The organism is Nonlabens xiamenensis (genome assembly GCF_003865345.1).
Classification (GTDB): Bacteria; Bacteroidota; Bacteroidia; order Flavobacteriales; family Flavobacteriaceae; genus Nonlabens; species Nonlabens xiamenensis.
Genome location: NZ_RMVE01000001.1, coordinates 598,165 through 611,622 on the forward strand (window position 1 = coordinate 598,165; position 13,458 = coordinate 611,622).

At 42.0% G+C, this 13,458-nt stretch carries 12 protein-coding genes and 1 tRNA gene; 6 read left to right on the forward strand and 7 right to left on the reverse strand.

Going from position 1 to position 13,458, the window contains the following annotated elements:
- Window positions 1-45: 45 nt before the first annotated feature.
- The gene (locus EGM47_RS02775; RefSeq protein ID WP_124979233.1) at window positions 46-1,953 is read left to right on the forward strand and encodes a CocE/NonD family hydrolase; all 1,908 of its coding nucleotides are present in this window, start codon (window positions 46-48) and stop codon (window positions 1,951-1,953) included.
- A gap of 306 nt (window positions 1,954-2,259) precedes the next feature.
- Here EGM47_RS02775 and EGM47_RS02780 read toward each other — a convergent pair whose 3' ends face one another.
- The 3 genes from EGM47_RS02780 to EGM47_RS02785 all read right to left on the reverse strand — a co-directional run bounded on the left by EGM47_RS02780 (window position 2,260) and on the right by EGM47_RS02785 (window position 4,264).
- Window positions 2,260-2,712, reverse strand: a complete 453-nt coding sequence (locus EGM47_RS02780; protein WP_124979234.1) for a 6-pyruvoyl trahydropterin synthase family protein — start codon at window positions 2,710-2,712, stop codon at window positions 2,260-2,262.
- Window positions 2,709-2,843 (reverse strand): hypothetical protein, encoded by a 135-nt coding sequence (locus tag EGM47_RS16570; RefSeq protein WP_262707046.1) that lies wholly within the window; start codon window positions 2,841-2,843, stop codon window positions 2,709-2,711. The genes EGM47_RS02780 and EGM47_RS16570 overlap by 4 nt, the downstream gene beginning before the upstream one ends.
- 86 nt (window positions 2,844-2,929) lie before the next feature.
- Entirely contained in the window at window positions 2,930-4,264 is a 1,335-nt protein-coding gene (locus tag EGM47_RS02785) for an MATE family efflux transporter (RefSeq protein WP_124979235.1), read from the reverse strand.
- A gap of 79 nt (window positions 4,265-4,343) precedes the next feature.
- On the opposite strand from EGM47_RS02785, the gene EGM47_RS02790 reads away from it, so the two are divergent.
- A tRNA-Ala gene (locus EGM47_RS02790) sits at window positions 4,344-4,420 on the forward strand.
- 230 nt (window positions 4,421-4,650) lie between these two features.
- Here the strand turns inward: EGM47_RS02790 and EGM47_RS02795 are convergent.
- Window positions 4,651-6,696, reverse strand: coding sequence for a helix-turn-helix domain-containing protein (locus tag EGM47_RS02795; protein ID WP_124979236.1), 2,046 nt, complete (start codon window positions 6,694-6,696; stop codon window positions 4,651-4,653).
- A 246-nt stretch (window positions 6,697-6,942) separates the two neighbouring features.
- Here EGM47_RS02795 and EGM47_RS02800 point away from each other — a divergent pair, with 246 nt between their 5' ends.
- Together EGM47_RS02800 and EGM47_RS02805 are read left to right on the forward strand one after the other, a co-directional pair.
- Window positions 6,943-7,596 (forward strand): ankyrin repeat domain-containing protein, encoded by a 654-nt coding sequence (locus EGM47_RS02800; protein WP_240642132.1) that lies wholly within the window; start codon window positions 6,943-6,945, stop codon window positions 7,594-7,596.
- A gap of 17 nt (window positions 7,597-7,613) precedes the next feature.
- Window positions 7,614-8,744, forward strand: coding sequence for an acyltransferase family protein (locus EGM47_RS02805; protein WP_124979237.1), 1,131 nt, complete (start codon window positions 7,614-7,616; stop codon window positions 8,742-8,744).
- A 119-nt stretch (window positions 8,745-8,863) separates the two neighbouring features.
- Here the strand turns inward: EGM47_RS02805 and EGM47_RS02810 are convergent, their stop codons facing one another.
- On the reverse strand, window positions 8,864-9,589 hold the full coding sequence (locus tag EGM47_RS02810; protein WP_124979238.1) for an NAD-dependent epimerase/dehydratase family protein: 726 nt from the start codon (window positions 9,587-9,589) through the stop codon (window positions 8,864-8,866).
- Between the two features lie 39 nt (window positions 9,590-9,628).
- Here EGM47_RS02810 and dinB point away from each other — a divergent pair, with 39 nt between their 5' ends.
- Both dinB and EGM47_RS02820 read left to right on the forward strand, forming a co-directional pair.
- Window positions 9,629-10,720, forward strand: a complete 1,092-nt coding sequence (gene dinB, locus EGM47_RS02815) for a DNA polymerase IV (RefSeq protein WP_124979239.1) — start codon at window positions 9,629-9,631, stop codon at window positions 10,718-10,720.
- A 53-nt stretch (window positions 10,721-10,773) separates the two neighbouring features.
- Entirely contained in the window at window positions 10,774-11,277 is a 504-nt protein-coding gene (locus EGM47_RS02820) for a PAS domain-containing protein (RefSeq protein WP_124979240.1), read from the forward strand.
- Between the two features lie 66 nt (window positions 11,278-11,343).
- Here the strand turns inward: EGM47_RS02820 and pyk are convergent, their stop codons facing one another.
- Together pyk and EGM47_RS02830 are read right to left on the reverse strand one after the other, a co-directional pair.
- Window positions 11,344-12,774 carry a pyruvate kinase gene (gene pyk, locus EGM47_RS02825; protein WP_124979241.1) on the reverse strand — a complete coding sequence of 477 codons (1,431 nt, stop codon included), beginning with the start codon at window positions 12,772-12,774 and terminating at the stop codon, window positions 11,344-11,346.
- Entirely contained in the window at window positions 12,774-13,259 is a 486-nt protein-coding gene (locus EGM47_RS02830; RefSeq protein ID WP_124979242.1) for an IPExxxVDY family protein, read from the reverse strand. Before EGM47_RS02830 ends, pyk begins: the two co-directional genes overlap by 1 nt.
- Window positions 13,260-13,458: the final 199 nt, after the last annotated feature.

The following is a 13,458-nucleotide window of genomic DNA, read 5'->3' on the forward strand; positions in this document are numbered from 1 at the left end:
TTTTTGTGACCTATCTCCTATATTTAATGTTTTGAAGTTCCAATTATGAAAAATCTCTTTTTATATATCTTATTGTTGGCTGTTATCGCTTTCGCGAAAGCGCAATCCAACAACAATTATGTCAAGGAAAACTACACCAAAACCATCTATAAAATTGAAATGAGGGATGGGGTTAAATTGCACACAGTGGTGTATGCTCCTAAAGACCAATCACAAACCTACCCGATTATGATGCAGCGCACTTGTTATAGTGTTGCTCCATATGGGCCAGATGCCTACAAATCTAGCCTTGGGCCCAATAAATTTATGATGGACGAAGGTTATATTTTTGTTTATCAAGATGTCAGGGGTAGATGGATGAGTGAAGGAGACTTTGACAATATGCGTCCACATGTGCCTGGAAATAACCCTAAGAATCCGAGCGATATTGATGAGAGCAGTGATACCTACGATACGGTTGAATGGTTGGTCAAGAATGTGCCCAATAATAATGGCAAGGTAGGCCAGTGGGGTATTTCCTATCCTGGATTTTACACTGCTGCTGCTTTACCAGAGGCCCATCCGGCATTAGTGGCTTCATCACCCCAAGCGCCAATTGGCGATTTTTTCTTTGACGACTTTCATCACATGGGTGCCACCTTGGAAAGCTATTTGATGGCTTATCCAGTTTTCGGTCACCAAACCGAACCTACCACAGAAAGCTGGTATGCCGACAAATGGGATGCCATGCGCCAAGTGGGAAATATTAAGGACACCTATGCTTTCCACATGGCTATTGGACCACTAAAAAACGTAACAGAAAATATTTATCCGGATAACTTCTTTTGGCAGGATGTGGTCAATCATCCCAACTATGATCAATTCTGGCAGCAACGCGCCATCATCAATCATTTGGATAAGGTAGACCACGCTGTAATGACCGTAGGTGGTTGGTTTGATGCAGAAGATTTATACGGACCGCTTAACATTTATAAAAACGTAGAGCGACGAAATCCGAAAAACAAGCACAATACGATTGTGATGGGTCCTTGGAGCCATGGAGACTGGTCCCGTGAACGAGGACGCCAGATGGTAAACCATATACATTTTGGGGACAGCATCTCTACCTTCTACCAGAAAAATATAGAGACGCGATTTTTTGCCCGACACCTTAAAAACAAAAAAACCAAACCTCTTCCAGAAGCATACATGTTTGACACGGGATTAAAAAAATGGGAAGAAATGACCCAATGGCCGCCCAATGAACCTCGAATTAGTTTTGGCTTTGCTGCTAACGGACGACTATTGATCAATAAAACCGGACAAGCCCAAGAACAATTTGACTACGTCAGCGATCCCAACCATCCAGTTCCTTTTAGAAGCGAAGTTACTCCTGTAACCTTTACACCGAGGGCCTATATGACCGATGACCAGCGACATGCTTCAAGAAGACCAGATGTATTGACTTTTCAAACAGAAATTCTAGAAGAGGATGTAAGACTGGCCGGAGAGATTCAGGCGCAATTGGACGTGATCTTGCAAGATATCACCGATGCAGACTTTGTAGTCAAGCTGATCGATGTATATCCTGACGACCAAGCCAACGATGAGGCTACACCGGAGCACGTGACTTTGGCCGGTTATCAACAATTGGTGCGCGCAGAAACTTTTAGGGGAAGGTTTAGAAACGATTTTTCAAAGCCTGAGGCCTTTGTACCCGGTCAGCAGACCAGTGTAGAATTCCCGCTTCAGGACGTGTTACATACCTTTAAAAAAGGCCACCGCATCATGATCCAAATTCACAGCACTTGGTTCCCATATATCGATAGGAACCCGCAAAAGTATGTGGACAACATCTTTGAAGCCGATCAAGAAGATTTCACAGCGGGACGGATCAGTATTTTAGGCAGTAGTCAAGTAGTGGTGGGCGAAAACAATGGTATAGAGGACCAACTTCCCGCACTCAAGCAATAAAACCCTATCCGAAATTTAGCTATTGAGGCTGTTTTCTGATGGGTTCCAGACGAATGTGCGGCCAGTATATTCCATGAAAGAAATTGAATTTGTGCATTTCATCGAATAATTATGTGATTTAAACGCTATTTTGTGAAAAAATTCACATATTAGGGCTCTCAAATCACAGCATTATGGAATCCAATTATATAGAAGAAAAGCAGCCCAACGCATTAGTTTCCACTTACCGTCTGATTGTTGGTATATGTAGGTTGGTCGCCAAGACCTTTTTTGTATTCTAAACGGCTACATCGCCAAACTCAACTATTAAGATTGATCGCTAGCGTGCCATTCGGCATAACTGGTTTCTGTTTCCCGCAATCTCAAACTGTGCAGTACAATCGATGCAGGAAGCCTGTTCTTGATTTTTTCGGCAAAATCGATGATCATCATCTCACTAGTTGGCTGATAGTCTACCAAAATTACATCATGGCCGCGATCTTGTAGTTCTTTGGCCAATTCCACATGGGGTGTATTTTTGTTAAAAACAGTGGCATGGTCAAAAGGATCCACAATTTCTTCTTTGATGATCTTTTTCAAGTCCCCAAAATCAATCACCATTCCATGTTTAACATGCCCTAGCTCGTCAATAGGCATGCCGATCACGGTGACAGCAAGTTTATAACTATGTCCGTGAACATTGCGACACTTCCCATCATAGCCGTAGAGCGCATGTCCGGTCTCAAAAGTAAATTCCTTGGTGATGCGTACCTTTTTCATCGCTTATTTCTGAATCTGCTGTACACTACGACAATAATCAATAGTAGGCCTATTATCAGGAATAAACCTGGTCCGCCTATAAAGCCTATTAATTCAAAAAACCAGTTGTCCTCAACAAGTAATGTCTTCATGAATACAATTGTTTAAGCCTACAAAGATAATGCTTTGGTATTGCTGTCCAATACGGCAAAACTTCAGAGCGTGAGAAGTTAAATAACTATTCCATTGCCCGCAGCCTGGATTTAAACTTAAAAAAGAGGACCACAGATCTAAGGATCATCCAAACAAAAAAAGCGCTCCAGATAGCGTACAGTTGACCTCCCCAATAATCTCCTAAAAAAATAGTAGGTACAAAGCCCAACAAGGTCACCCCAAATAATAGGTTTCGCAGGTAACTGGCTTCTCCCCAGCCTTTGAAAATTCCGTCATACACAAAAGCAATTGCATTTACAGGCTGCATCAACAAGACAATCCAAAAGCTGTCACGGAAGAGCCCCAACACGACCTCATCATCCGTAAATCGTTTACCAATAAAATCGTAAAGGCCAAAACATACAAGGCTAAGAATTCCAGCAACGGCTACGCCATACCAGGTGGTTGTTCGCGCCAGGTACCGGAGGGAAGCTACGTCTTTTGACCCCAATAGTTTGCCGCCGATGGCATTTCCGGCATTGGCAAAACCATCGACCAGAAATGAGAAAAACAACCAAACATTCATCAGGATGGCATGAGTAGCCGCCTCTTCCACCCCATAAGAATTGGCAAATCTGTAGGATAAATAAATCGCAATATTGATGGCGGCTGTTCTCAGGAAGAAGTTTGCCGTGAGGTACAGATGTTTTCTAAGTCTTGGGTGAGGTTTCCACCAACTTATCTTCAGTGAAAATCTCGTATGCCTGTAGAGGAAGTATATGGCGATTACCAGCATGGTGGCTTGTGCTGCCAAGCTCGCGTAAGCCGCTCCCAACACACCCATGGGCTCCCACCATCCTTCAATTCCATAAACCAATAAAAGATCCAAAAGGATGTTGACCGTTGCTCCAGATAAGCTGGCGATCATGGCCCAGGAAGTGTTCTGCAAGCCTCTGAATATCCCAAATATGGCAAAAGCGCTCAAGGTCATGGGGAATCCCAATGCCCGCACTTGATAGTATTCCACACAAATATCCAGTACGCTGCCCTCAGCTTCATAAAGTTGGAATATCCAGCCCGCAAAAGGCGCAGTGACGAGATAGATCAAAATTCCCAGTCCGATATTGATCCAGGCTACCTGAGGGATAAGTTCGTGAATACGTTTTAAGCTGGCTGCACCTAGGTGGTTGGAAACTATAGAGGAGATGGAGGTTTTGGTCTGCGCCAAAGTCCAAATAATGGCGCTTAAAAATGTACCTACCAATCCTACGGCCGCGAGGGCATCCGTTGTCTCTCCTTCCATATTGCCGATGATGGCCAAATCTGTAATACTGATCAACGGCTCAGCAATGCCAGCAACAATGGCTGGAATGGCCAAAGCTAGGATTTGGCGGGTGGAGATATTCACAGGATTATTCACCCGACAAACTTAAATTATACATTTTTATTTATGCAAAAATCAGGAAACCTATTATCTTTGCTTTCTCTATCAATAGAATGGGGAATTAGCTCATTTGGCTAGAGCGCTACGCTGGCAGCGTAGAGGCGACCGGTTCGAATCCGGTATTCTCCACCATTGTTTAAAAAGCTTCATTGGAACTTCACCATTGAAGCTTTTTTATTTGCCCGTAACAGTCTCCAAGAGTTAAACCATCGACAGCCATAGGTAGTTGATTGGCTTTACACCTTATTCTGGAAAGTAAGTTGTACTGTTCCTGTGCCCTCAACTATTCCTTTGAAAATAAACACTGTGTTTATCAATTATCCTAAGGTTATTCTACGTCTGAACATCAACGTTGGAAATGATTAAATGAGCTCATTTTTCTTCAAGTCCTTTTTGAGTCGTTCGTGATTTTGCCAAAACCTAGCTTTGATTTGTTGTATAGTGTCTTCATAATCTGGATGAAGGCTCATTTTTTTGAAAACAGGATCTTTTTCTATAAATAAAATCAACCAATATTGATAATGATCCTGTTGTGCAAAATTTTTAAGCTCCTGGATACCTAACTCAATTTTGCCTTCATAAGCATGTTTGGCGGCCTTGCCCACGCTACTATACACGGATTGGTTTTTTTTGCAAAACTCCACATATTGCTGGAAGAACACTGAAGCCTTTTCTTTATTCCCTAAGGTTTTATGAAGTTGGGCTATGTTGATGTCTTCTTCTGGATAAATATTGAGATTATATTGCTTTTTAGCCTTGACAAACCCTTGGTAATAGCCCAAAGCCTGCTCGTAATCTTCGTTGTAATAGTGCAGCTTAGCAATGTCTTTAAGAATATCCAATCGGGTACTGTCTTTTTCATATTCTGTTTCCAGATTGGCTATGAGTTGTGCAAAATTTTTGTTTTGGGCGTATTCTACAAAGGCTTTTAAATGAGGTGCGTAGTAGTTGTTAGGATCGTATTCCAGGGTCTTGTCGATATAAGTCATCGCCAGATCCGTAAACCCACATTGTGAGAAAGCATTGCTCAAGTCCAAGTAGATATAGGCTTGTGCTATGGAGTCGCTCACAGTAACCTCAAGTTGCATACCTCTGAGAGCGTTTTTCAGATATTTGGCGGTATCCGGAAGATAAGTGGAGTAAAGTCGGGAAAGCACTTGAACTACGGCTGCAGAATTTGGATTGTATTCTAAGGCTTTTTCCAAATGTGGCACAGCTAGTTGATATTCTTCCACATACATATAATACAAAGCTTTTGCGATAAGACTGATGTCATTTTTGGAATCATACAGCAGGGCTTTGTCTGCATAATTGTTGATCAGCTCCGTATATTGTTTATCATTCTTAAAACGATCCAGGTGATAATATGATATAGCGAGATGCGCATATGCCAACGCAAATTCTGGATCCAGTAGCACAGCTTTTTCAAACAAAGGAATAGCTTTATTCAAGCCCTCTTCAGTCCTGGAAAGATAAGGATCCATGGCCTGCAGATAATGGTCATATGCTTCAAGGTTGTCCGTTGGTTTCTTTTCAATTTGTGCCAATTCTTTTGGGGTGACAATGGCCTTGATCGCTGAAGAAATTTGATTGGCGATATCGTTTTGCAAACTAAAAATGTCTACAGTTTCCCGATTGTATTGCCCCACCCAAATCGGTTGATCTGATTGAACATCAATCAACTGTATATTCAGTAAAACTTTATTTCCTAAGCGTTGACCACTACCTTCTACTATATAATTCACATCTAGTTCTTCGGCAATCTCGGGAATCGATTTATTACTATGTCTATATTTCTCCACCGATGTCCTGCTGATCACCCTTAAATCTTCAATTTTCTGCAGGTTATACAGGGACGATTCCATCAACCCGTTGACAAAATAGATATTGGTAGAATCTGCGCTCTGGTTTTTAAAGGGTAAAACAGCAATGGATTTTTCAACTCCAGGGCTATTGACTGCGTCAGTTCGGCTAAGTAATAGGACAGCAGCAAATGCGATGAGCACAGCCGTTGCTCCCCCTATGTACCAGCGGTATTTACTCAGAAACCCTGTCGACTCTATTGTGTTCTCCACGGGTCCTTCTCCTTTGCTGATCTCACCAGGGGAAAATCCGTATTGTTCTCTAAAACATTTAATAAAATAGGACGTACTACCGAATCCTACCAGGTCTGAAACTTCGGAAACCGTATGAGAATTTTGCTGGAGTAAACTCATCGCTTCCCTCAGTCGCACTTGTCGTATAAATTGGCTAGCCGATAGCTGGGTTTGCTTCTTGATCCTTCTGAGTAAATTAGACCTACTCATATGCATTGCCTCGGCAAGCTCTGAAACCCCAAACTGATCTTTGTTCAGGTTTTTTAGAACTATCACTTCTACTTGTTCAATAAAAGATAATTGATCTGACATTTTGCTAAAGATGCTGATTGAGTTGCTGAAAGCAACGGTCAAATGTACTGAATTAGGCTTTAAACTTCCGACTTCACTGGTGTTGCAAAATCCAGGCTTTAAGTCATAATTGCTATGCCTGCGTCATAGTTTTTATGGTTTCCCGAAACTTTATAGTATTCGATACAAGGCTTTTATGCCTTTTCCTAGCTGCCTTGCGAGATTTGTAAGCATCAAATCAATGTTCAATTTTTAATTATTAAAATCATGAAATCACACTTGCAAAACCATCTATTCTCCATCGATCAAAGTATCATTAAAAGCTTACATAGTATAAATCTCTCGAGAGGCCTAATCGGTATCTCCTTTGTGTTTGTATTGATGATCTCTGCCTGTAGTCAAACTGTAGATAAAAATCATCCAATAAACGCTACTGAAAACAAAGCGCGCCCCACTATTCAAGCGCCTAAGATCGAACTTCAAGCCGCTGTTTTGTCCGATAGCCTTGAGGCGGTAAAGCAGCATATACAAGCGGGTACCAATCTCAATCAAATGGATCCCATGAGCGGTTCTACACCACTGATAACTGCTGTTTCTTTTGGGAAGGCCAAGATTGCTCAAGAACTGATTAATGCAGGAGCAAATTTAAGTCTTAAAAACAACGATGGCGCTACTGCCTTACATACCGCCGCGTTCTTCGGCAGAATTGAAATGGTACAAATGCTTCTGGAGGCGGGTGCAGATAAATCCTTAAAAAACAAGTACGGAATGACACCCAGAGCGTCCATTATGATGCCTTTTGGCGAAGTCAAACCTATCTATGAATTGCTTGAGCAGCAACTGGCACCACTAGGATTGCAGTTAGACCTTAATGAAATTGAGAAGAACCGTCCGGTCATTGCAATCATCCTACAAGATTAACATTAAAATTTGTTATCATGACTAACCAAAGAAGATACGATATCGATGCCATAAGGGTGATTGCCATCGGCTTGCTCATCGTTTACCACATCGCCATTATTTTTCAACCATGGGCCATGTTTTTCGGATTTATTCGTAGCGATGAATGGTTTGAATCCTTATGGAAACCTATGGCTCTTTTAAATGTTTGGCGCATTCCCTTATTGTTCTACGTTTCAGGAATGGCAATCTATTTTGCCATGCGCAAGAGAAACTGGCAGGAAATTATAAAAGAACGGTCTATCCGCATACTTTTACCCTTTACTTTTGGCTACTTCGTCATTACAACAATCCATACTTTCATCTTTCAATATTATTATGATTTACCATTGAGCTATACTGCACATACAGGTCATTTGTGGTTTTTGGGCAATATATTTCTATACGTTTTGCTATTGTTGCCTCTGTTTCATTATTTGAAAAATAATGAGAACGGACGCATTCATCGATGGTTGTCCGCTTGGATGGGCCAGCCGTGGGGTCCTCTCTCAATTACAATATTTTTTGTGGCAGAATCTTGGGGGTTAAATCCCCAAATATTTGCTGTATATGCTCTGACCTGGCATGGTTTCTTTTTGGGCTTGTTGGCTTTCTTTTTTGGTTTTCTATTCGTGTATTCGGGTAAAAGCTTCTGGCTGACGGTTTTAAAATGGCGCTATGTCTATTTGGGAGTCGCTTGTACTTTGTTTGCCGTTAGGTGGAGCATTTTTGCTTTAGAAGCACCAAATTACCTTATGGCCATTGAATCTAATATTTGGATCTTTACGATTTTTGGTTGGGGATACAAATACCTCAATCGACCCAGTAAAATACTGTCGTATTTGAGCCCAGCCGTATATCCAGTGTATATGATCCATATGTTTGTTTTATACGGCGCTGCCTATTTTATTTTGCCCCTTGATATTCCTGTAGCCTTACAATTTGCTGCGGTTACCTTATTAACCTTCATCGTCTGTTTTCTGTTATACGAATTCGTTTTAAAACGAATAGGCTTTCTTAGACCACTTTTTGGGTTGAAATGGACAACCAAAGCTAAACCTAAAGATTCGCCAAAAGTCAACCTGGTAAGGCCAGAGCTGATGAGTAGCCGAAGTAACAAGCAAAATTGATCTGCTGATGTTTCTTTTATAAAGGTTAACTAACAGCTGCCTTTCGCAGGTTGAAGGACAATTTTGGGCAGGACTTATCCTCCTAGGAAGGTAAAAGAAATCTATAGCAAAAGGTGTTTTTATTTAAATGAGCTTTCTTTGCCGGCTAATCTTTTGAGTTCGTCGCTAGGTATACGGGATTTATTATAGCCTTTCATTGCTACTATTCTCATGGCCCGCGCAATGGTGGTAGGAGAAATACTGCGGTACTTGCGTAAGGGACCGATCAATAATGGGTCGATGATCACTTGAACTTTTTTCCATAAAGATTCAAATATCCGTGTTTCCTCTCGATTACCGCTGATCAATGCAGGCTGGACAAAATAGCAATGGTTGAACCCCAAGGACTCCAAGTCGCGCTCCATTTCTCCTTTTCCGCGGTTGTAACTGAATCTACTCTGTGGATCGGCACCCAATGCGCTGATGGCCACGAGCCTTGATACGCCATTGGATCTCGCAGTCTGAGCTACAGTAAGTGGAAGGTCATGTTCTATGCGATAATATTCCTCTGGATCTGGCGTTTTGGCCTGGGTTGTTCCTGTACAAATAAATAAATGATCCCCTTTGAGATATTCCTGATAGGTCTCGGCATCAAAAAGGTCTACTTCATAATTGTCATGTGGTGTAGTAAGCGAGGGTTGGTTGCTCTGCAGGTCCCCATTGCCTGGCCTTATGTCTTGAGTCTTTTTTATACGCTTTCGCGAAAGCGATATTACTCGCTCATAATCGCCGCTGGACAATAATTGTTGCAGCAAATGGCTTCCACAAAGTCCTGTGGCTCCAATAATAATTCCAATTGGTTTCAAATCTGAATATTTCTAAGTGAAAGGTAGTAATTTTACTTCATGGAAATGCTGGACGAACGTAAGATCATTCATGTGGACATGGATGCTTTTTATGCATCGGTGGAGCAACGGGATGCACCAGAATTAAAGGGTCTGCCCATTGCGGTAGGAGGGAGCAGTGACCGAGGAGTAGTAGCGGCCGCCAGTTATGAAGCCCGCAAGTATGGTGTGCGCAGTGCAATGCCTAGTGTTACAGCAAAACGACTTTGCCCTGAATTGATCTTTGTGAAGTCGAGGTTTGACAGGTACCGCGAGGTCTCCCAACACATCAGGGAAATTTTTTACGACTATACCGATCTGGTGGAACCGCTTTCCCTGGATGAAGCCTATCTGGATGTGACCAACAACAAATACAATTTCCCCAGTGCTACCATAATTGCCTATGACATACGCCGGCGCATTTATGAAGCTACTGGTCTCACCGCCAGTGCCGGAATATCCATCAATAAATTTGTTGCCAAAATTGCCAGCGATTACAACAAACCCAATGGTCAGAAAACCATCGTGCCAGAAGAAGTGACTGAATTTTTGGAACAACTGGAAATCCGTAAATTCTACGGTATAGGGAAAGTGACCGCAGAAAAAATGTTCCAACATGGCATCTTTACTGGTCAGGATCTCAAAAGAAAATCCTTAGAGTACCTGATCCAACATTTTGGGAAAAGCGGTGCTCATTATTACAAGATCGTGCGCGGGATCCATAAAAGTCCAGTTCGGCCGGATCGCATCAGAAAATCCTTAGGCGCCGAACGCACCTTTTCAGAAAATATCTCTAGCGAACTCTTTATGAAGGAACGTTTGGTGCAAATTGCCGAAGAGATTGAAAAACGCATTGCCAAAACTGATGTGGCGGGTAAAACCGTAACCCTAAAAATCAAATACCGGGACTTTAAAACCCAAACCCGCAGCAAAACACTGGATCATTATATCCGGGACAAAGACTTGATTCTATCCACGGCCATCGAGCTTATGGAACAGGAGGGATTTCGCGAAAGCGTGCGCTTGCTCGGGATCACTTTGAGCAATCTCAATACCCAAAAAGATGAAAGTTCCCAAGATTCTGTTGAAGTTCAACTGGGTTTTTCCTTTTAAAACATTAACCTTATCGCAACATTGTTGTTTTTTCTGGATCTTAACTTTGGCCGATGCTATTACAAGATTCTCAATTCACTGTCATCCACAACCAGTTAAAGACTACACCACTCTTGCCTTGGAGTATTGTGGGAAAACTTCTTTGGGATCTGGATACCGAAATTTTCAACGATATTGAAAAAGTCGCAAAACGTAAAGGCTGGCATTTTAAATATTTTATTGATGGCTTTTCTCACTTTAAAGGTTATTCCATCGTACTGGTCGATCATCAACTAAAGATCTGTGCCGCTTCTTCTAATATCAAGAAGATGACGGGCTATGAAGCCAAAGAAATGATTGGGATGACGCCTAGAATACTGCAGGGAGACCACACCGATCAGCATGTGCGGGACCTGATGCGCCATGCGATTGAGGCTGAGGTACCTTTTCATTCTAGGGTGCTGAATTACCGCAAGGATGGTACGCCTTATGGTTGTGAGATTCACGCTTTTCCCATTTACGATGACCAGGATCAACTGGCACATTACATTGGTTTTGAAAAGGAGTACATGGTCTAAATAAAAAACCCACATTTCGCATTGAAATGTAGGCTTTTAGATAAGTTAGATACGGTGGTGTAAGCTCTATTCTACCTCACTTACTCTTAAAGTATTCACCATTCCTTTGTCCATGATAGGCATGGCGGCAAGGTTGACCAAAAAGTCTCCCTTCTTTACAAACCCACGGTCCTTAGCAAATTTGTTTACATCTTCGATGGTCTCATCTGTGCTGACAAATTTGTCATAATGAAAGGCTTTCACTCCCCAAAGTAAGCTCAACTGAGTCAATATGCGCTGGTTACTGGTAAAGGTCAAAATATGGGCATCTGGTCTCCAGGCGCTGATTTGGAAAGCCGTATAACCAGAATTGGTCAAAGTGGTGATGGCCTTGGCATCGATCTCGTCAGCCATTTTGGCGGCGTGATAACAAACCGATTTGGTGATATAGCGTTTGGTCTTAATATGTGGTGCAGAGTAAGGAACTTTTATTAGTTCGCTGTCCTCGACTGCCCTACAAATACTAGCCATCTTTTCAATCACCTGTACAGGGTATTGACCTACCGAAGTTTCTCCAGAAAGCATGACCGCATCGGCACCATCCATGACCGAGTTAGCCACATCATTCACTTCGGCACGTGTAGGCGTCAGGCTCGTGATCATGGTTTCCATCATTTGGGTCGCGATAATGACAGGTATTCTCGCTTTTTTGGCTTTTAAAACCAATTGTTTTTGGATCAGTGGTACTTCATGAGCCGGAATTTCTACTCCCAAGTCTCCACGTGCCACCATCAATCCATCACAATAGGCCACAATCTTATCGATATTTTCTACGGCTTCAGGCTTTTCAATTTTGGCCACGATCGGAATTTTGTATTCTGAATGTTCATTGATCAGATCTTGTAATTCCATCAAATCCCTGCTGTGTCTTACAAAGGAAAGTGCCATCCAATCTACTTGGAGTTCGCAGGCAAATTTTGCGTCTACAACATCCTTTTCAGTGAGTGCAGGTAGTGAGATGTTAGTTTGTGGAAGATTGACTCCTTTTTTGGAACGTAAGGGACCACCTTGAATTACTTTGGCGACCACATCTTTTTCCCCATCAGTTTTGACCACTTCAAAAATGAGTTTTCCATCATCCAGCAGAATGCGTTCACCGGCTTTGACATCTTTTGGGAACTGGTCGTAATTCATATAAACACGCTCGGCAGTTCCTTTAAAGGGCTGGCCGGTTGAGATGGTAATCTGGTCACCTGGTTGTACAACCACTTCTTCTTTCATGACCCCCACACGTAGTTTAGGGCCCTGAAGATCTCCTAAAATACCGGTGGAAAACCCATGTTCTTCATTGAGGTCGCGTATCATTTGTACTCTTTCCCTCACATCTTCATGATCGGCATGGGAAAAGTTGATTCTAAAAACATTGACCCCAGCCTTCATCATTTCCAGCAGTACCTCCTTTTTAGAAGTTGCTGGTCCCAATGTAGCGACGATTTTGGTCTTTTTTGTTGTAGGCATTATTCAAATATTAAATAATCTTGTTGTTTAATTGTATAGCTATCAATGGCATAAGCACTGATGACCTGTGGAATCCCACTTATGGAATTCAAGGTTTTTTTTAAAGGGAAGAAGGCTTCTTCTCTTTCAATCTTTAATAAATAGTCCACGGTTTGATATTCTTTGATCAAAACGGTTTTGATCTGATGATCCCCATCATGGAATAGGCCGATTGCTGGACCTTGTTGCTTTAAATTGCCCCAATATTTATTGGGTACCAAATAATATGGTGCATTCAGTTCCTTGTCAAAATAGGCATACACAGGATAATGTGCCTCGTAGGTAGGCGAAATGATGTCCTGATCACGATCCATACGTGAGAATCCCAAACCCAAGTGTTTGTTGATCATATAAGCCATGCGATATGGTTCTATGGAAGAATGAATGGCAATAAGTAAGAAGCCTTCATCCTCCATTTCCCAATTCATCAGCTTGTGGACTGCCATAGACTTATATTATCAATCTCCCAAATTTAAGAAGACGTGAACCAATTTTAATGCGAATACCATGGAATTCAAGGTAAAATATTACGAAAACGATAGTAGAAAATCCAATCTTTTGGCAAGTCGGGCAGAACGACAGGGAATATCAGTGTTTGCCTGCTCCATTTATTACAACACAGCATCGCTTTAATTGACAAAAAGC

Excerpts from the sequence above, each read along its gene's own strand:
- EGM47_RS02775 (WP_124979233.1), top strand. The coding sequence starts at position 46 with ATGAAAAATCTCTTTTTATATATCTTATTGTTGGCTGTTATCGCTTTC.
- EGM47_RS02780 (WP_124979234.1), bottom strand. The coding sequence starts at position 2,712 with ATGAAAAAGGTACGCATCACCAAGGAATTTACTTTTGAGACCGGACAT.
- EGM47_RS16570 (WP_262707046.1), bottom strand. The coding sequence starts at position 2,843 with ATGAAGACATTACTTGTTGAGGACAACTGGTTTTTTGAATTAATAGGC.
- EGM47_RS02795 (WP_124979236.1), bottom strand. The coding sequence starts at position 6,696 with ATGTCAGATCAATTATCTTTTATTGAACAAGTAGAAGTGATAGTTCTA.
- EGM47_RS02800 (WP_240642132.1), top strand. The coding sequence starts at position 6,943 with ATGAAATCACACTTGCAAAACCATCTATTCTCCATCGATCAAAGTATC.
- EGM47_RS02805 (WP_124979237.1), top strand. The coding sequence starts at position 7,614 with ATGACTAACCAAAGAAGATACGATATCGATGCCATAAGGGTGATTGCC.
- dinB (WP_124979239.1), top strand. The coding sequence starts at position 9,629 with ATGGAAATGCTGGACGAACGTAAGATCATTCATGTGGACATGGATGCT.
- EGM47_RS02820 (WP_124979240.1), top strand. The coding sequence starts at position 10,774 with ATGCTATTACAAGATTCTCAATTCACTGTCATCCACAACCAGTTAAAG.
- pyk (WP_124979241.1), bottom strand. The coding sequence starts at position 12,774 with ATGCCTACAACAAAAAAGACCAAAATCGTCGCTACATTGGGACCAGCA.
- EGM47_RS02830 (WP_124979242.1), bottom strand. The coding sequence starts at position 13,259 with ATGGCAGTCCACAAGCTGATGAATTGGGAAATGGAGGATGAAGGCTTC.